This window comes from Bacillus inaquosorum KCTC 13429, from assembly GCF_000332645.1.
GTDB lineage: Bacteria > Bacillota > Bacilli > Bacillales > Bacillaceae > Bacillus > Bacillus inaquosorum.
Genome location: NZ_AMXN01000009.1, coordinates 127,232 through 144,785, shown reverse-complemented (window position 1 = coordinate 144,785; position 17,554 = coordinate 127,232). Strand labels below are relative to the sequence as shown.

The 17,554-nt window shown below is 38.2% G+C and carries 15 protein-coding genes and 3 pseudogenes; 6 read left to right on the top strand and 12 right to left on the bottom strand.

What is annotated here, in order from left to right; all coding sequences use genetic code 11:
• Positions 1–24 precede the first annotated feature (24 nt).
• The 3 genes from BSI_RS02160 to BSI_RS02170 all read right to left on the bottom strand — a co-directional run bounded on the left by BSI_RS02160 (position 25) and on the right by BSI_RS02170 (position 1,796).
• On the bottom strand, positions 25–219 hold the full coding sequence (locus BSI_RS02160; protein ID WP_003241855.1) for a hypothetical protein: 195 nt from the start codon (positions 217–219) through the stop codon (positions 25–27).
• Between the two features lie 66 nt (positions 220–285).
• The gene (locus BSI_RS02165; RefSeq protein ID WP_032732312.1) at positions 286–780 is read right to left on the bottom strand and encodes a YozF family protein; all 495 of its coding nucleotides are present in this window, start codon (positions 778–780) and stop codon (positions 286–288) included.
• A gap of 104 nt (positions 781–884) precedes the next feature.
• Entirely contained in the window at positions 885–1,796 is a 912-nt protein-coding gene (locus BSI_RS02170) for a VanW family protein (RefSeq protein WP_003241851.1), read from the bottom strand.
• Positions 1,797–2,167: 371 nt separating this feature from the next.
• Here BSI_RS02170 and BSI_RS02175 point away from each other — a divergent pair, with 371 nt between their 5' ends.
• From BSI_RS02175 to BSI_RS02185, 3 genes and pseudogenes are all read left to right on the top strand, one after another.
• Positions 2,168–2,650 (top strand): DUF2975 domain-containing protein, encoded by a 483-nt coding sequence (locus BSI_RS02175; RefSeq protein WP_003241850.1) that lies wholly within the window; start codon positions 2,168–2,170, stop codon positions 2,648–2,650.
• Between the two features lie 10 nt (positions 2,651–2,660).
• Positions 2,661–2,917: pseudogene (locus BSI_RS02180) on the top strand (helix-turn-helix domain-containing protein).
• A gap of 91 nt (positions 2,918–3,008) precedes the next feature.
• Positions 3,009–3,806, top strand: a complete 798-nt coding sequence (locus BSI_RS02185) for a DUF817 domain-containing protein (protein ID WP_003241846.1) — start codon at positions 3,009–3,011, stop codon at positions 3,804–3,806.
• Between the two features lie 166 nt (positions 3,807–3,972).
• Here BSI_RS02185 and BSI_RS02190 read toward each other — a convergent pair whose 3' ends face one another.
• The gene (locus BSI_RS02190) at positions 3,973–4,845 is read right to left on the bottom strand and encodes a LysR family transcriptional regulator (RefSeq protein ID WP_003241844.1); all 873 of its coding nucleotides are present in this window, start codon (positions 4,843–4,845) and stop codon (positions 3,973–3,975) included.
• A gap of 101 nt (positions 4,846–4,946) precedes the next feature.
• Here BSI_RS02190 and BSI_RS02195 point away from each other — a divergent pair, with 101 nt between their 5' ends.
• Complete coding sequence (locus BSI_RS02195) at positions 4,947–5,825, top strand: DMT family transporter (RefSeq protein ID WP_003241842.1); 879 nt, start codon at positions 4,947–4,949, stop codon at positions 5,823–5,825.
• 361 nt (positions 5,826–6,186) lie between these two features.
• Positions 6,187–6,399 (top strand): membrane protein, encoded by a 213-nt coding sequence (locus tag BSI_RS23180; RefSeq protein WP_032732310.1) that lies wholly within the window; start codon positions 6,187–6,189, stop codon positions 6,397–6,399.
• A gap of 182 nt (positions 6,400–6,581) precedes the next feature.
• Here the strand turns inward: BSI_RS23180 and BSI_RS0121665 are convergent, their stop codons facing one another.
• The 3 genes from BSI_RS0121665 to BSI_RS02205 form a co-directional block, all read right to left on the bottom strand.
• Positions 6,582–7,034 carry a YoqH family protein gene (locus BSI_RS0121665; RefSeq protein WP_019258613.1) on the bottom strand — a complete coding sequence of 151 codons (453 nt, stop codon included), beginning with the start codon at positions 7,032–7,034 and terminating at the stop codon, positions 6,582–6,584.
• A gap of 331 nt (positions 7,035–7,365) precedes the next feature.
• A complete protein-coding gene (locus BSI_RS02200; RefSeq protein WP_003241835.1) occupies positions 7,366–8,271 on the bottom strand; it encodes a CPBP family intramembrane glutamic endopeptidase in 906 nt (301 codons plus the stop codon).
• A 273-nt stretch (positions 8,272–8,544) separates the two neighbouring features.
• Positions 8,545–9,177: a type 1 glutamine amidotransferase family protein gene (locus BSI_RS02205; RefSeq protein WP_003241833.1), complete on the bottom strand. Its 633-nt coding sequence runs from the start codon at positions 9,175–9,177 to the stop codon at positions 8,545–8,547.
• A 371-nt stretch (positions 9,178–9,548) separates the two neighbouring features.
• Here BSI_RS02205 and bla point away from each other — a divergent pair, with 371 nt between their 5' ends.
• Positions 9,549–10,469: a class A beta-lactamase gene (bla, locus tag BSI_RS02210; protein WP_080030915.1), complete on the top strand. Its 921-nt coding sequence runs from the start codon at positions 9,549–9,551 to the stop codon at positions 10,467–10,469.
• 55 nt (positions 10,470–10,524) lie between these two features.
• On the opposite strand, the pseudogene BSI_RS0121660 reads toward bla, so the two are convergent.
• The 5 genes and pseudogenes from BSI_RS0121660 to ppsA form a co-directional block, all read right to left on the bottom strand.
• Positions 10,525–10,785, bottom strand: a pseudogene (locus tag BSI_RS0121660) (SMI1/KNR4 family protein); the annotation flags it as partial.
• A 170-nt stretch (positions 10,786–10,955) separates the two neighbouring features.
• A complete protein-coding gene (locus tag BSI_RS02215; RefSeq protein WP_003241828.1) occupies positions 10,956–11,576 on the bottom strand; it encodes a lytic polysaccharide monooxygenase auxiliary activity family 9 protein in 621 nt (206 codons plus the stop codon).
• Between the two features lie 1,243 nt (positions 11,577–12,819).
• A pseudogene (locus BSI_RS23340) lies at positions 12,820–12,904 on the bottom strand (PEP-utilizing enzyme); the annotation flags it as partial.
• Between the two features lie 714 nt (positions 12,905–13,618).
• Positions 13,619–14,131, bottom strand: a complete 513-nt coding sequence (locus tag BSI_RS02220) for a GNAT family N-acetyltransferase (protein ID WP_003241824.1) — start codon at positions 14,129–14,131, stop codon at positions 13,619–13,621.
• 309 nt (positions 14,132–14,440) lie between these two features.
• Positions 14,441–17,053: a phosphoenolpyruvate synthase gene (gene ppsA, locus BSI_RS02225; protein WP_003241821.1), complete on the bottom strand. Its 2,613-nt coding sequence runs from the start codon at positions 17,051–17,053 to the stop codon at positions 14,441–14,443.
• Between the last annotated feature and the right edge of the window lie 501 nt (positions 17,054–17,554).

The window sequence follows — 17,554 nt, the reverse complement described above, 5'->3', positions numbered from 1 at the left end:
GCTTGGTCATTTCGATACCTTTCTTTATTCGTATTCAATAAAGACTTTGTGATCATCGACAAACATTTCACTTCCATCGGATAAGTGTATCCAAAACGCTTCCTCTGGTTCTTCTCTATAGTCATAAATCGCAGTAACTTTGACGTTTGACTCATCTTTGATTGGTTTTCCAACTGTTATTTTCGTTTTTTCCTCTGGCAAAGTAATGGATCTAATCATCAAAGCCCTCCCATCATTTTTATTTTACTCTCCCCTTTCCTTTCTGGAAGTATGCCGCTTTAAAGCCTAATTAACCCCATCTTCAGTAAATTTAAAGGTTTGTTTTAAATGGCGTCCTTCTTTCCCCTTTTGTGTCCAAATAATATCAACTTCTAATTCAGAAGCCTTATCTGCCAGCATAAAATGCTTGAACCTCAACGGCGAACCATCGTTTAAACTGTCAGCTAACGTTTTAGAATCTTCTTTTTGTTTTATACAATTTTCATCAGGACAACCAAAAAGTGAAAACCTTGTGATTGAATCAGGGTCATTTCTATACAGTTGCACATCCACTGTAGCTGCTTTTCCCCCTATGTTTTTGACTTCCAAGGAATATACTTTATATTCCCCGTTTTGAGGGCTCGCAAATTCCTTTACATTCTTTGCTTCACTTACTTTTACTAACCACTGGTCTGTTTTTTGTGTAATGGGCAACACCGTAAAAGTCAGGGCTTGCGCTTTTGATTGAACAAAGGTAAATCCAAATATTAAAACACATAAGGAAAATAATACCCTTTTCACTTTTTTTATCCCTTCTTTCTTTTTCATTCGCTTTTCAATAAAAGTGTGTCTTAGACATGATGTTGAGCAGTTTACAAGCTCTTAACCATCTAAGGGTATGTGCCTTACCGCTCGTCATTTATTTCTTTCGGTATTTGAGATGGTGCTCTAGGAACTTTTCGCAGTTTGTTATTGATCACATCAGAAGAGTAGAGCGTAACAACCATACTCCCCCCACTCCGTTTTGCCCGAATGAGTATTGGTTGATTATATTGGTTTTGAAAGAGAAAGTCTGGACCTCCCCAGCTTACTGTAGCATCACGTCCGGGAGGAACATATGGCACGCTTCTTGTATGAGAATAGCGCTGAACAATTCGCAGCCCCGCACGATCAACAGCATTAAATAGTGTTGATGATACCTGACAAATTCCTCCGCCCACGCCTTCAGATAACTCACCTTTAACGATAACGGGCGCACTCTTATAGCCTTTGTCCCGTGTTCTCATTCCAACAACTTGATTAAATGAAAACGTCTCATTAGGGAAAACAACATGGTTGTCAATTGCTTTAGCAGAAAGTGAAATATTGTGGGAACGGCTTTCATTGCTCGAATTAAAATAAGTTACGTACTGACCGAGCTTCTGCGTACTGATGTGAGCAAGCAATTCGCTGTCAACTTTCGGATAAATATTCAATTCAGGTACTTCTACCTTGGAGGGGCCTTGACCATAGAAATAAGCATAAAACTTTTCCATAAACGCCTGTTGATACAGTTTGTAACCAACCCTGCCCGGGGTGATGCTCCCCTGATCGTTAACTGCAGCATTTATCGGCTCACGGTAAATTTGCTGATCGAGCTGCAAGATGAACTTACGGTACTTTTCATGGTCAATCAGCGGCGTACCGGGAAGAGGCATCGTAAAGTTTTCACGGTTAACAGTGGCAATCGTCCGTCCCTCTTGTGTGATCGTTAAGCTGTCAGGCTGTTCGCTCGGCTGAGCCAATAATAATAGGCCAGTGATCCAAATTTGTATCATAAGTCGGTTTACCTCCCGACCATTAGTATGAACAGCAGCTTATCCTTTGATGTATTTCTTCCCATCGTTTGTTTGAATATTTAGATGCTGATTTACTTATTTTTAAGCAATAAAAAAACCCTCATAGAGAGCTATATCTTTAAGTGTTCACATCAATTCCCCGAGCTCACTGAAACACACGGTTTAAATCGTTGAACAAGTTTAAAATGATAGAGCATCTCCCTCGCATGAGGATGCCTTTTTGTGACTGTCTAAAATAAAAAGATCATTTTATAACAACAATAAAATAATCCTTTTCAATATTTTTTTATTGTAAAACGATAAATCGTGTGTTAAATTCAATTTGACAATAAATAAGTGAGGTGCTTTTTATGAATCGAGTGTCAACACTCTTTTTAAAGATTGCTGTTATTCTAATTGGAATTCCGATTCTTGCTTTGTGCATTTTTGTGGTGCCTAGGATAGCCAATTATACAGCAGAATTATTTCCAAATATGGCTTATATACAATATCTCGTTTTCATCTTTTTGTATGGAGCGGCGATACCTTTTTACTTTGCTCTTTATCAAGCGTTTAAGCTTTTAAGCTATATCGACAAGAACAAAGCTTTCTCTAAAATTTCTGTAAGAGCTTTAAAGAATATTAAATACTGTGCGGTCACTATCAGTATCTTGTTTGCGGCAGGCATGCCATTCTTTTATCTCATGGCCGAGGTAGACGACGCCCCGGGTATCATTGTCATCGGATTGGTCATTATTTTTGCTTCAATGGTGATAGCAGTCTTTGCTGCTGTTCTTCAAAAACTGTTAAAAGAAGCGATTGATATAAAATCAGAAAATGACTTAACGGTCTGAGGTGATGAACATGGCAATTATTATCAATATTGATGTGATGCTTGCTAAAAGGAAAATGAGCGTAACAGAGCTTTCGGAGAGGGTTGGCATAACGATGGCTAATCTTTCTATATTGAAAAACGGAAAAGCAAAGGCCATTCGATTATCAACCTTAGAAGCGATTTGTAAGGCTTTAGAATGTCAGCCAGGAGATATTCTGGAATACCGAAATGAAGAAGACACACAGGATTCATAAAGAAAAGATATTTATCATCAAAAGAAAAATAAAGTGATTTGGCGGTGATCCTATGGACGTAACCCTATGTCCATCTAAGCGTGCCTTACATATATTCAGAAAAAAACTTTGGAGGCACACATCATGAGAGCCCTAAAACAACTCGTTCGTTTTGGTTGGGAACAGGCCCTTTCATGTTTGTTTCCTGTCGTTATTTTTGCCTCTTTGGCTATTACACAAATCATCCCTCTTCCCTTCTTGCCGCGGTATGACTGGCTGCTCATCATCTGCGTTCTCATGCAGTTGTGGATGGTGCGTTCCGGTCTTGAGACACGGGATGAATTAAAAGTGATCACCTTGTTCCACCTAATTGGACTTGCTCTTGAACTTTTCAAAGTGCATATGGGCTCCTGGTCTTATCCAGAAGAAGGATATTCCAAAATGTTTGGGGTGCCTTTATATAGCGGCTTCATGTACGCAAGTGTAGCCAGTTATCTATGCCAGGCGTGGAGAAGGCTTAATGTTGAACTGGTTAAGTGGCCGCCGTTTTTTGTAGTTGTACCGCTTGCTGCTGCGATTTATTTGAATTTTTTCACCCACCATTATTCGATTGACATTCGCTGGTGGTTATCTGGACTTGTCATCATTGTCTTTTGGCAATCATGGGTCATATACGAGGTGAATGGAACTCGCTACCGTATGCCGCTTGCACTTTCTTTTGTGCTCATCGGATTTTTTATATGGATAGCCGAAAATATCGCAACATTTTTCGGGGCTTGGACATACCCAAACCAAACCAATGCATGGAGTCTCGTTCATCTAGGAAAGGTGAGTTCATGGCTCTTATTAGTAATTGTTAGCTTTCTTATAGTTGCAACGTTAAAACAAGTAAAGGAACAGAATCCCACAAAGGCAGAAACTGCCAATTTCTACAACTGTTAAAACCCTTTTTAAAAAAGTCTTGGTCCTACGAATGGCAGGGTCAAGACTTTTTCAGGTTGAAGCTCTCCTAGCGCACAAAGTTTCAATAAGATACTGGGAAAAAGCAACGTTCGAATTGTTGCTTTTTTCTTATGATTGATCGCCTTATGTTTTTTTGTGTACGGATTTAAATCACGTCTGCTTTCAAGACCTTGATAAACTCTTGCGCCGCCGGCGTTATTTCATCAAATGAATGCGCGATAACGCCAATATCGCGGGTGATCCGCGGAAAGATGTCTTTTTTGATCAATTGATGCGGGACAGATGACAGTGTAAAGTTTGAAATAATGCCTATGCCCAAGTTGTTTTTAACCATATTGATCAAGGTTTCGGCATTTTGCACAGTTAAGTTTTCCTTTAATTCAATGCGGTGCTGCTGAAACGTGTTTGACATCGCAATTTCATGACCGCCTTTGCAAAAAATAAGGTCATCTTGATATGTTTTGAGGTCGACATGCTTTTCCTGTTTTAATTCGTCATATTGCGGCGGGATGACAGCCACCATATAGTCTTTGCACAATAGTTGATGGTCAAACGGTTCAAATGGAGATGCTGCGACCCCAATATCAACCGTCCGATCCTCGACCCATCCTTTGATTTGATCAGAGGTCCCTTCGACCAATTCTATGCGGATCAGCGGGTAATTTGATCTGAATGCCGCAATCGCCTGCGGCATGATAATTGTTGAAACAGCAGGAAATGAACCGATTTTCACCTTCCCGCTTAGCAGCTTGTTTTCCCGGTTGGCTACTTGATATATTTTGCTTTCAATCCCCTTCATTTGCCTCGCCAGCAGTAAAATTTCCTTTCCGACATCAGTCAGCATTAAACCATGATGTTTATCTCTGATCAATAATTTCAGCTGCAGCGAGCTTTCCAGATTTTTAATCGCTTTGCTAACCGCTGGCTGAGAGATGAACAATTCTTTTGCCGCTTCTGTAATATTCAATTTCTCCCCGACTTTTACAAATATGTGAAGATGGTTCATATTCATAACCATTTGGTTATACCCCCAATAATAAAAATGTATTTCAGTTATATATAAATGTAACATATGATAGAAACCAGCACGAATATTTAAACAAGAAAGGCGGCTTTATAATGGTAAAAGTCATGCTGGGAATCATATCTGTCACACTTATTTGGGGCTATACTTGGGTAGCGATGAAAGTAGGAATACATGACATCCCTCCGCTTTTGTTTTCGGCTTTGCGCCTGTTTATCGGGGCGGTTCCTTTATTTCTCATTCTCTTCATTCAAAGAAAGAAACTTTCAATAGGAAAAGCACATGTCAAAAGCTATATCATCATGAGCCTGCTGATGGGTCTGGGCTATATGGGGATCTTAACGTATGGAATGCAATTTGTTGATTCAGGAAAAACCTCTGTTTTGGTGTATACGATGCCTATATTTGTTACGGTGATCAGCCATTTTACATTAAACGAAAAAATGAATGTGTATAAAACGATCGGGCTGATAAGCGGCTTCTTTGGACTTTTATTTATATTTGGAAAAGAAATGCTGCATGTCGATCAAAGCGCTTTATTTGGAGAACTATGCGTCCTTGCGGCAGCGCTTAGCTGGGGAATCGCAAATGTGTTTAGCAAACTTCAATTCAAGCATATCGATATCATTCATATGAATGCCTGGCATCTTCTGATGGGAGCCGTCATGTTATTGGTTTTCTCCTTTATATTGGAACCGGTCCATTCAGCCAAGTGGACATATCAGGCGGTATGGTCATTGGTGTTTAATGGTTTGCTTTCTACCGGCTTTACATTTGTCGTATGGTTTTGGGTGCTCAATCAAATCGAAGCGTCAAAAGCATCCATGGCACTAATGTTCGTTCCCGTATTGGCTCTATTCTTTGGATGGCTGCAATTGCACGAACAGATCACCATAAACATCATCATCGGCGCAATGCTGATATGCTGCGGCATCTTTATGAATACATTTAAATTTTCACGTCAGAAAGTGTGAATGCATATACATTTCTCGGGAGTGATATTTAGTAATAACAATTTGCCAAAGCCTTTAGAGAAAATGAAAGATTTTTATACAACGTTTTTCATAAAACCGAAAACGACAAATACATCAATCCAAAAAATAATTTGAAACTATTTCATACAGCTTCAATCAGGAACCCGGCTTGAGCAAATAAGACGGTCGGATCTGATGCAGGGAAAATGAAAAAGAGCATGTAAATTAATGCTCTTTTTGTTTTAAATTTGTTTAAAATACTTCTTTATCTTGATCCCTTTGCCTCTCCAATAAAAGAATGTAACGTGTTAAGGTTTAATAAAAACTTCATTAGGAGTGGTTCTTTGCTTAAAGCTTCAAAATTTTTATTTCATGTGCAGCTTTGATACTATGTGTGTATTCTCTATATAGCCAAAGTGAATTCCTCTTGGTTTCTCTCCAAGTATTAGTTGCACTTCTCTTTGTTTTAGTGGGAGTGGAATCACTTTCAAATAAACAAACAAGGTCAGGGTATTTGTTGTTCGGATCAGCGGCCTTTATACTTGTTGTGAACGTTGTAAAATACGTGATTTAAGTTAAACAAAGTAATGTGGAGTCCCAGAACCAATACATTACCGCAGCGACAATGCTCATTATCGATTCTTCGCTTATCGGTTTTTCGAAAGTTATTTTTGCATTCTCTTCAGGCAAAATAATCGATTTAATCATTCACTTCATTCCAAGTTTGTTTTACACGCTTGCGTCCTCAAGTAACTTCTAATTACAAGATTCAATATTACTCGTTAGTACACTTGGCCCCAACTTTTGAGTTCTAGAATGAGAAAGACGTACTTGAACTTTAACATTCTTCATTTCGGCTGTAATTAAGTCAAATCTTCCCGCCCAACTAGGGCTCTCTTCCTCAGGAGTGGGATAAAGTTTAAACCGCCAACTAATTTCACCGGGTTTAGAAGCAAATCCTTCATAACTGTCGTAATTTCCATAAGAAGATGGTTCGGGAAGGTGGACAGCAAGAATGCTTATATTCGTTCTGGCAGCACTCGGTGGATTTAATTGCACCTTATAGATTAATGCCACACCTTTTGCATTTTTAAGGTTTTGATCCACCGGTTCCAGTATTACACTACAAGGCATTGAATTAGCATTTACTTGAGTTGGATAAGCAACAACAGCAGACAATAAGGATATAACTAAAATAAATCGTTTCACTGGATATCCCTCACAATTTTTTTAGTTAATTTCCCTTATTTCTGGATTGATTATACAGTAGCTCGATGTTCACAGACTTTATCCATTATTTTGTTTATGTACAAATCCCATTTATTTTCTTTTAACAATTATTTCGACTTCATCACCTTCAATAAGTTCAAAACTGCTTGGCACTTTGTATTCTGTTAATAAATCGATTCCGGTTCATAACTCACCTGCATCATGCATTACGAATTTTCATCTTTTACACACCATACTTCATTATCATTTTATAAATCATAGTCTAGTTGATTAAATTCGGAAGGATTAGAACTGATTCAATCTCAAATAATTAAACATCTTGGTCATCTCTCTTATTCTTGTTGTGCCTTTGAATAGTATTTCGGCGAGCTATTACTGCAGGTATTAATAGCAGAGTACCAACAATAAGCAACATAAAAAAGATTACAAACAACGCTCCTGTACCCGGCACAATTTCTTCATAGGTAATAAAGCGTTCATCCCCCTGCAGGACGAAGAACCGAGAATTTTCGAGAAAGGCTAGATGAAAGGCTATAGACGTCCATAAGCTTCCTGTTACAATGCGCAGAAGTTGAAGGATGAATCCAAAAGACAACAATAAAACAATGTAATCTAATGTGATAGCAGGTGATTCAATTCCTGCTATATATTGCAAACCACTGACAGTTAATGGTGCAAGCACAAACAGGATCGGCTGAAGGAGTAAAGATATGAAACAGTTAAACCGCCTGTTTAGAGCATTGTACACTGTCCCACGAAAAGTTAATTCCTCTGGAAAAGCTTCATAAAAGAAAGCGATAATCATGTTTAAGAGCAATACTGTAACCAAATGGGCAGAGAAGTGAAATTGTGCAACTTTGATCCAGCCCAATAAATGGGCAATAGTGAATCCGGATCCGGATAGAATAATCACATACATTGCTCCCATAATGGCTTTCGGAATGGCTTGCCGCCACCCAGACAGTCCGATAGAGTAAAATGGTCTACTAGAAAACCGCTTAAGAAGAATGTAGAGCAACGGGACAGTCATTAAGGTCACTAAACCTGCTTGGATACTTTGCTGCAAAAGCTTGGAAGCACCTGCTTGGCGGGCCATTGAACCGATTAATGTAGCAAAAAACAAAGCAAAAACGAACGTTCCCCAGCTGAGCAAGATAGTTACCAACCATTTTGGATGATTGTTTTGTTTTCCGCTTTGGGTATGATGAAGGTGCATTTGGATACCCCTTTCACATCTTTATATAAGCACTAAACAAAAAAGCAAATTGTGCAACTTATATTTAAACTTTATTATCTCGATACGTTCCAGATGCAGTTATTGTTTCAAATTTCTGCATCACCCTACTTCCTTCTGACTTAAATTCTACATGAAAAAGCGATCTGCTATTATATGATTTCCTAATAAAAGGACATATAACAACATTCCAGGTTATTCAAAAACTATAATAAAAAAATGCCCCCCTAAGTTTAGGGGCATTTGGCAATGATTCTATCCATTTATTGTATTCATTAACTCGAAGAAATATTCAGGTTTATGGGTCTTATTTAGCTTATACCATGAATGCAATGTATCCGGTGCAAATACATCTAATTTTTTCAATACTTCCATCGCAAATTCCAGGGGAGCTATTCCTGATGCAGTAACCAAATTTTCATCAGATACTGCAGGTCTCTTCTCATATAATTTTTCTCCTTTATAAGTAGGACAGACCATTTTCATATACTCTAAGTCATTGCTTGTATGCTTTCTAGAATCTAAGTATCCATAATTCGCGAGGCCTTGGGTTGCACCACAAATGGCAGCAACAATCGTGCCAAGCTCTAAAGCTTCGCCAACTTTTTTCAAGATCGGTTGATGAGTATCTTCTCCCCAAGTATTCCCTCCGGGTAAAATTAAGAGATCTTTACTCTCAAGCGTACACTCATCAAGGGACATATCTGGTTTTATGCTGAGCCCTCCCATCGTCGTAATCATTTCTTTATTAACTCCTACTGAAATTACTTTTAAAGGTGCTACATCTTTTTTGAAATATCTCCCTGAGTTTAGTTCAGCAATCAAATATCCATATTCCCAGTCTGACATTGTATGAAATACATAAAGATAAACTTTTTTTGTTTTCACTCATAACACTCCAATCCCAATTGATAAAGCCCATTAGAATGACTTCGTGCCCATCCTTTTAAATAATGCCATACGGGTGGCAATAGGAACAATTATAAAATCTCATGCTACACCTAACCTATTATCAATGATGTAACATTTCACATAATGTTTACCTTTAAAATTGGTGTTTTTCTATTTTCTTATTCCTCTCTTTTCCCTCGTGACCCTAGTTCTCTTAACATATTAAAAATAAGAAAACGAAATGAATGAAAAGAGTTTTGTTAAACTAACTGTCATGAGGACATTTCATAGGAATATATCGATTTTACTCCTATTTTTGTGGTATTAATAGAAGGTGAATACAAAATCAATTGAATTAGGAGGCCTTGATTAATTTGAAAAATAAAGCGACATTAAAACTTGGAATATGTATTGGACTTTTATGTTTAAGCCTTACTGGTTTCAAACCCTTTGACGGATCAACGCATGCTGAAGCAAAAGCCATAGAAGACACAAAAATGACAAGCCGTATAACTATTAAAAAATTTGTTCAACTTGAGAAAAAATTTGATGCCAGGCTTGGCGTTTATGCAATTGACACAGGTACAAACAAAACTATCGCCTATCGGCCGAATGAACGGTTTGCTTACGCATCAACCTATAAAGTTCTAGCCGCAGCTGCTGTCCTGAAGAAAAACTCAATTGAAAAACTTAATGAAGTCATCCACTACAGCAAAGACGATCTTGTTACATATTCTCCAATCACAGAAAAACACGTAGATACAGGCATGAGCCTGAAGGAAATCTCAGAAGCTGCAATCCATTACAGCGATAATACTGCTGGGAACATATTGTTGCAACAACTTGGCGGCCCTAAAGGTTTCGAAAAGTCACTGAAACAGATTGGGGATCATGTAACCAGGGCTAATCGATTCGAGACGGATCTAAACTCTGCAGTTCCTGGGGATATTCGTGACACTAGCACCGCAAAAGCACTGGCAACCGACCTTAAAGCTTTCACTGTGGATAACACTCTCACGACTGATAAGCGCACGATCTTAACTGATTGGATGCGGGGGAACGCTACTGGTGACGAACTGATTCGGGCAGGCGCTCCTATAGGGTGGGAAGTCGGCGATAAATCTGGAGCCGGAAATTACGGAACACGAAATGACATTGCTATCGTTTGGCCGCCTAATAGAGCTCCTATTATTTTGGCAATCCTATCAAACCGGTTTACGAAAGATGCTCATTATGATAATGCTCTTATCGCTGAGGCTGCAAAAGTCGTCCTTAACGATCTCAAATAGTAGATGAAGACTCCTTTTTGGAGTCTTCTTATTCTGAAACCAGTTTATAATACTCTTAGTTATTCGGACTCACTTCCCAATACTTCGTTCCGTTAGAAGACACTAACGTGTCAAACCATATCTCAAAATTGGAATCTAAGTTAACCGCATCTTCAATATCATCAATTGAATCTAGATATAACATATAACCTAATCCGTTTCTTGATTTGTTGGTGTCAATGACATATCTTCCATCATAATGATATTCAATTAGGACGTATCCCTCGGGGAAATCTTGAACTCCATTGTAATCAATAATTCCTTCTGTGCTAAGTAATGATTCTGTAACTTCCATACTCAAACACTCTGTGTTCTCCCGGTTCCGTTACATTTCCCTTCGTTGCTACAGTCAACACTTCACTAGCTGGTGATGGCTTACCTGATACACTTATCGCTTTCCGTATAGTCATAACTATTGTTAGCTATTAATACTGTAGAGGTTCAATATCATCGTATTAGGTTTACATCAATTACGTTATAAAAGGCATTAGAGGTATCCGCAACATCCCACACCCCTAGAATGACATGATAACCACTGCGATCAGTTGGTACATAAATCTTATGAGATAGATTAGTATCAGCCTTTGAACCATCGTGATCTACAGTTCCAATTAACTCAAACTCATCCCTTGTTAAAGGTTTGTTTGGATTCCAATCTTTCTTGGTTATATAATAGTGCCACTTTGATGTTGCGTGAGGAGCAGTATAGTGCCAAGTAAAGGTGTTTAGACCCCCACGTATGTTTTGTTTTACCCAATGATCTGCAGTCTGCCTGTCTAACCCAAAATCAATTTGACCCGAGCCTCCATTTGCTGATGCAATTTTCCCATCTGGTGGACCCGCGGACGGAAACCCTTTTGGTCCTTCTACCGATTGAGGATTATCAACTACGGAACCATATTTCTGAGTAGCTGCCGTCCAACCAATTATTTGTTTTTCTAATGATCCCATATACGCTCGACTAGCAGGCTCTTTTATATACCCGTGTGCAGATACATCACCTGCAAATAAAGTAGCACCAACACCTAGAACAGCAGTTAGAACAGCACCTTTGATAAAACCCTTCATTACTACCTCATTCCTCCCTTTGTTGTAAAATTTTTCTCTTTCCTACTATAATAATTCATTACATGTGAGGTAATCTCCTTCTTTATTTTTGTTGACGTTTAAAGAACTTCATGTTCCCCGGCTTCTTTGTTCTTCAGCTTATTGACAAACCCTCTTTGCATACAGCTTTCCATTTCAGTCACAGATACCGAACACTTTATCAATCTCTTTTTGATCTTTTGGCAACTCTATAAAACACTTATCATCTCTAATATCATTTAACCCCATTTTCGTTGAGATCGGCTTTTCACATTGTTTACACTTTATTTGACCTCACCTTATTTTCTGATTAAAATTGTTGTTTTTATTGAGATTCCTCATTAAAAAAAGCGCTCTGCTTTCTGCTGCAGATGCGCTTCATCTCTCAATATATGGACATATACCACCATTCCAGATTATTCGTACTTAATAACTCTATCTTCTAGTTGCTGAATCTTTCTTAAAATCTTCTAACTGCTCAAACTTTTAAATACTAAGACGGTATGCCTCCAATATAATTACAGCATAAACTAAGAAAATCCTATAACATTGCTTTTTGGGTTTGCATATGGAGAGGAAAACTTAACAATTCTTTTCGAATTCGAAATAAAATGATAGTTTTATATTATTTTATGCGGAAAATTTTTGGTGAAAGATTAGCATTATTTATAGAAGAAATGAAAGAAATACTCAACAAATATCCCGACCTTCCCAAAATTTAAATGGCTATCATCCGGGACATTTATAAAACCAATCATAAGAAAAATGCAACCGTTTATCATTGCGCTCTTTTACTATCAATTCCCGCTGAAGCAAAAGACAAGATACTTTGGTACTTCTATAAGTCTTTCTTGTTAACAGAAACCGCAGATATAGCAGCAGAAATAACTATCCGCTCCGCTTCTTATACACTCTCTGTAACATGGAGAATTAAAAAAGGGAGGTCGTTCATATACATAGGGGGAGCTTCCTGGATAAGTCCATGGATAAGGACTATATTCTTGTCGCTGATACAAATGGAAAGACGGGTAATAATACAACATGTTCAACTCCTTTTTCAGTTTCCAATATTATACTTATCTATACCCTTTTTAGGTGATTGTCTCTGTATAATTGGGTGGTTGCCTAGTGGATTTTTATTCTGCAAAGTCATGGGTGCATGTTCTATTTGACATTGCAGCTGAACTTAAAATCCATTCATCAAGATCTAGAATCTCACATAATCTTACGCACCATTCACCCTGATCCGCTGGCCATCTTTGATTTCTTTCGATGCGTTCTCTACTCCCGACGACGGCTGGAAGATCGTATTAACGGGCAAATCATCAGCCGTGGCGCTAGACCGGACGATTTTATATGTACCCTTCGTGATTAAAAAATTATATGTATTTAATTTCTGATGTAATTACATCTCTGGATCTTTCACAGTTACCTCCAAAATACTTTGCATTGTCCCAGCACAAGCTGTGAACCCCTGATTAGTGTACTTAATTAACTTTCTCATGGGAGCAACGCCATATGTCAGTTTATGAAGGGCTAATTTATTCCTCGAGAGCTCCCACAAAGAATGCGTCATAAGCGAATTGAGTAATGGTAAAGTAAAATGTATATAGTAACGATTCAATGTTTACATAAAAGCCGATCTTAACTAATTGAATCACCCTTGGCTTATTTTTAATATCAATTAAGTAAGTCTCTGATGGGCAGTTTCATTAGATTATTTTCCACCCTCTTCTTTGATGTGTTTGTTTAATGCTGCGAATGCTTCATTATTTGAAAAAAAAGATCATAATCTGAAATGGCTTTAAAGTATTAATTACCTCGAAAATCCCCATGCCCTCTGGAACATCCATATACCTTGATTAGTGAACTCACCTAAAAACAATTCGCCAGAGCTCATTGAATCCGATTAAGTACCACTACCATATTGCTTTATTATGGTGATATTTTGTTTGTATCGCCAATGTTGCTGTATTCAATAAAAGAACCTTTTGTTGAAGAAGTAAGACTTAAAACTTAATAGATCATTTCCACTCTTCTTTTAAAATAGCGTAATAATATTCATCCCACCATTCATTGCCTTTGGGAATACATTTTTTAAAAAAGCCTTCTCTTCTCATTCCAATTTTCTCCATAACTCGGTATGATGGAATATTCTCAGGTTGACACGTAGCTATAATCCTATGTAAGTTCATTTCTTTAAAACCATATTCCAAGATAGCTTGTGCTGCTTCAGAAGCATACCCTCTATTTTGATAATTTGGATTAAACACCCATCCAATCTCATATGTATGTTCACCAAAATACTTTAAAAAAACAATATGCCCTATAAGACAACCTTCATCTATTAGTACTACTGGAAATTTTTCAGCGTTATCACCTTTGTTTTCAATTACAAATTCTTTTGCATCTTCTTCAGTAAAAACCCCCTCTGGTATATACTTCATCACATTAATATCTGATGTATACTCATATACAGCTTGCCAATCTTTGAATTCAAATTCACGTATCAGTAACCTTTTTGTTGTTATATGCATTAAAGTAACTCCCATCAAAAATACTTAAACCCAATCTTTATTTCGATATTAAGACAACAATAACCTCTTTAATTACTATCCTTATTCAACAATATGGCTCCTTACTTGAACAACTCAAGAAATTTCTGATAGTGAACAGGCAACGGAATATGATTCACCTTAATAAAACCCCCACCCTTTTCTTGATTGGGGAGGGGTTTTTCGTTTTTAAGATAATATTAATTTTCCTTTGCTAATTCCATCAGCCTGCAACTCCTAGTTAGGGGCATATGGGGGGGATATCTGATGGCTCGCTACACACATCAGTCATTATAATATTTCAATGTAGCCTTCTGTTCCATGAACACGAATTCGTTGCCCATCTTTTAACAGTCGGGTAGCATTTTCAACTCCAACAACTGCTGGTAAGCCATATTCACGCGCTATAACTGCTCCATGAGTCATTAATCCACCAACTTCGGTGACTAGGCCTTTTATGGATACAAACAATGGTGTCCAGCTAGGATCAGTAAAGGAGGTCACTAATATATCTCCCTCTTCTAGAACAGCATCTTCCATGTTTAAGATGACACGTGCTCGTCCCTCTATAACTCCGGACGAAACGGGTAGACCTACAATGGCTTCGGATGGGAGATTTTCTCGTTTGTACTGACCTACAATGATTTCACCTTCAGACGTGATAACACGTGGTGGTGTTAGTTTTTCGTATAACTTGTACTCGTCTTTTCGTTTGCTGATGATCTGGTAATCCAGTTGATTTGTGCGTACGGCTTCGTGAAGTTCTTCAAACGTAAGATCGAATATATCTTCTTTTTCATGAATAACGCCCGCTTGTACGAGACGTTCGGCTTCTTTCAGTAAAGCCTGCTTATAAACGAAGTAGCGATGAACCATGCCGTATTTTGGATATTCCCGGTAACCGCTAAAATTCCGGATCAGGTCGATCATCCGTTTTGTTTCTTTGGCTTTTTGATCACCATCCGGTAATTGCTTCAATCGATCTAATAACTCTAGCTCTTTTTGTAAAGCTTCCTGTCGCCCTTGCTCAAATTTCCGATGGCTGGCATTAGGCTTAAAGTTTTTGATGTTACCAAGAATCAACGGGACAAGTGTAATAGGTTTCTCGCTCCAACGAGTTCTAGAAATATCGATTTCCCCGACACATCGCATTCCGTATTTGCTGAGATAATCATAGATAGCATCTCGGGTTTCCTGGCCACCATCCAACTTAAGCAGTTCATCTAAAAAATGATCATCTTTTACATGTTGTAAATAATCAATGACTTCCGGATAAGGACGAATCACATCAGCGACATCTAATAGCGCCAGACCCATTTCCGAAGTAATATTGTTGGGGACAGATTGAGAAAGCGTATCTGCTGCGTTTTTTTCACCCAACCATTCGTTCATTTTTTCATTGATCCATGATGAAGCATTCATAGCAGCCATAATCACAGCCGAACTTTGCGGGTCAAACAAAATCTTCTTTAATTGCTGAATATCTTCCAAAATAAAATCAAATAAATCGGATCCTGATTTAATTTGGATGTCTTGTTTTAACTCTTCTATCGATATTTGACTGCGCTTAATCAGATCAGAAACGATGGTGGGGTCGTTTTCGATTAGTACTTGAGATCCCGCAGACGACATACTTTTATTACTTTTACCGAGACTCTGTTCTTTTTGATCATTTGGTAATGATTTTATAAAGTCTCGATCTACGATGGTCATAAGTGCGTCTTTTAAGAGCGGATCGTGTTGTCCCATGCCATTTAATAAAAATTCTCTGCTCTCAGGTGATGCCAGATTATGTGTGACATCAACAAATAACCTTCCACCAGCTTTACGCATAGGTGCAGAAGTCGTCAACAGAAAAAAAGACAATCCCAGTGGTTTTATGGGATCCGTCATCATTTGTTGATGACCGACAGAGATATAGACGTGATTTTCCTGATCATCCGCTTCAGGGATCGGATATAAAGTCGTGATGGGCCGACTCTGGACAATATAAAAAGTATCGTCTACCAAACACCATTCGATATCTTGCGGCTGGCCGAAATGAGCTTCGATCTGTCTTCCGATGCATGCCAGTTGTAAAATTTGTTCATCAGTCAGTGTTTGGGTCTTTTGCTGGTCAGGATCGATCTGCTGTGTTTCTGTTCCGCCTTCTTTTCGTCCATAGATAGCCAATTTTTTGGCTGCTATCCTCTTATCGACGATTTGCCCATCCTGTACTTTATAACAATCGGCAGATACCAAGCCAGAGACCAGTGCTTCACCAAGTCCAAAACTGGCATCGATGGATAACACCTTTCGGTTGCAAGTAATTGGATCAGCGGTAAATAAAATCCCCGAAGTCTGTGGGAAAACCATCCTTTGAACGATAACGGATAAATAAACCTGGCTGTGGTCAAATCCATTTTGCATACGGTAGATCACCGCGCGATCCGTAAATAGGGAAGCCCAGCATTTGCTGATATGCTGCAAGATGGCATCAACGCCGATGATATTTAAATAGGTATCTTGTTGACCGGCAAAAGAGGCATGTGGTAAATCTTCAGCAGTCGCACTAGAACGCACTGCATAAGCATGTTCTTCCCCAAACCGGGAGATATTGTAAGCAACTGCTTTCACAACATCGGAAGGAATTTCCGCTTTTATAAGGATTTCCCGAATCTTCCCGCTGATTTCAGCGATTTGATCTCGATCTTCTACTTTTAACATGGTTAGCTGATCCAACAAAGCATGATACGTTTCGTTTTGTTCGATGGCTTTTTGAAACCCCACGGTTGTAACACAAAATCCTTCGGGTACTTGGATCCCTTCAATTTTTGATAATTCTCCCAAATTTAACCCTTTTCCGCCAACAACCATAAGCTGTGTTTTTTCCATTTCCTGAAAACCGAGAACCACTGAACTCATTCTACATCTCCCCTTCAAAAGAAATTGACAAGAGCTTCCCAGCATGATATAATTAAAATATATAATGGATATCTATGTGCTTTATAAGGAAACAGACGTAGTCTGATTATATCAGCGTGTCTGTTTTTGTGCAATATAAAAAGAACCTGAGTAATTTTATCAGGTTCTTTCTTAATTTCCTGCTACCATTAATCACATTAAAAAACTTGGTTCGCGCCGACTCCGTTACTGCATAATCCCCTAAGGGAATCCTGAAGTTGGGTTCTTTTGAACTAACTTGCTTTGTTAGTTGAGTCCTTATTTATAAATTAATATTCCGACTTAGTTTTTGTATACGGAACTTCGAGTTATTTGAGACTCATAGTGATTAAAATACATAGCCTAGATATACTTATTACGAGTAATAAGTCCCGATCCCTTATAGGAACTTTATTCTAGAGAAAGAGCAATAAAAGTATTTACAAGAAAAAGATGATCAATAATCAAAACAACATCCAATTT

What these genes read in the sequence shown, in the direction of transcription:
- BSI_RS02160 (WP_003241855.1), bottom strand. Translation starts at nt 219, where the DNA reads ATGATTAGATCCATTACTTTGCCAGAGGAAAAAACGAAAATAACAGTT.
- BSI_RS02170 (WP_003241851.1), bottom strand. Translation starts at nt 1,796, where the DNA reads ATGATACAAATTTGGATCACTGGCCTATTATTATTGGCTCAGCCGAGC.
- BSI_RS02175 (WP_003241850.1), top strand. Translation starts at nt 2,168, where the DNA reads ATGAATCGAGTGTCAACACTCTTTTTAAAGATTGCTGTTATTCTAATT.
- BSI_RS02185 (WP_003241846.1), top strand. Translation starts at nt 3,009, where the DNA reads ATGAGAGCCCTAAAACAACTCGTTCGTTTTGGTTGGGAACAGGCCCTT.
- BSI_RS02190 (WP_003241844.1), bottom strand. Translation starts at nt 4,845, where the DNA reads ATGGTTATGAATATGAACCATCTTCACATATTTGTAAAAGTCGGGGAG.
- BSI_RS02195 (WP_003241842.1), top strand. Translation starts at nt 4,947, where the DNA reads ATGGTAAAAGTCATGCTGGGAATCATATCTGTCACACTTATTTGGGGC.
- BSI_RS02200 (WP_003241835.1), bottom strand. Translation starts at nt 8,271, where the DNA reads ATGCACCTTCATCATACCCAAAGCGGAAAACAAAACAATCATCCAAAA.
- BSI_RS02215 (WP_003241828.1), bottom strand. Translation starts at nt 11,576, where the DNA reads ATGAAGGGTTTTATCAAAGGTGCTGTTCTAACTGCTGTTCTAGGTGTT.
- BSI_RS02220 (WP_003241824.1), bottom strand. Translation starts at nt 14,131, where the DNA reads ATGCATATAACAACAAAAAGGTTACTGATACGTGAATTTGAATTCAAA.
- ppsA (WP_003241821.1), bottom strand. Translation starts at nt 17,053, where the DNA reads ATGAGTTCAGTGGTTCTCGGTTTTCAGGAAATGGAAAAAACACAGCTT.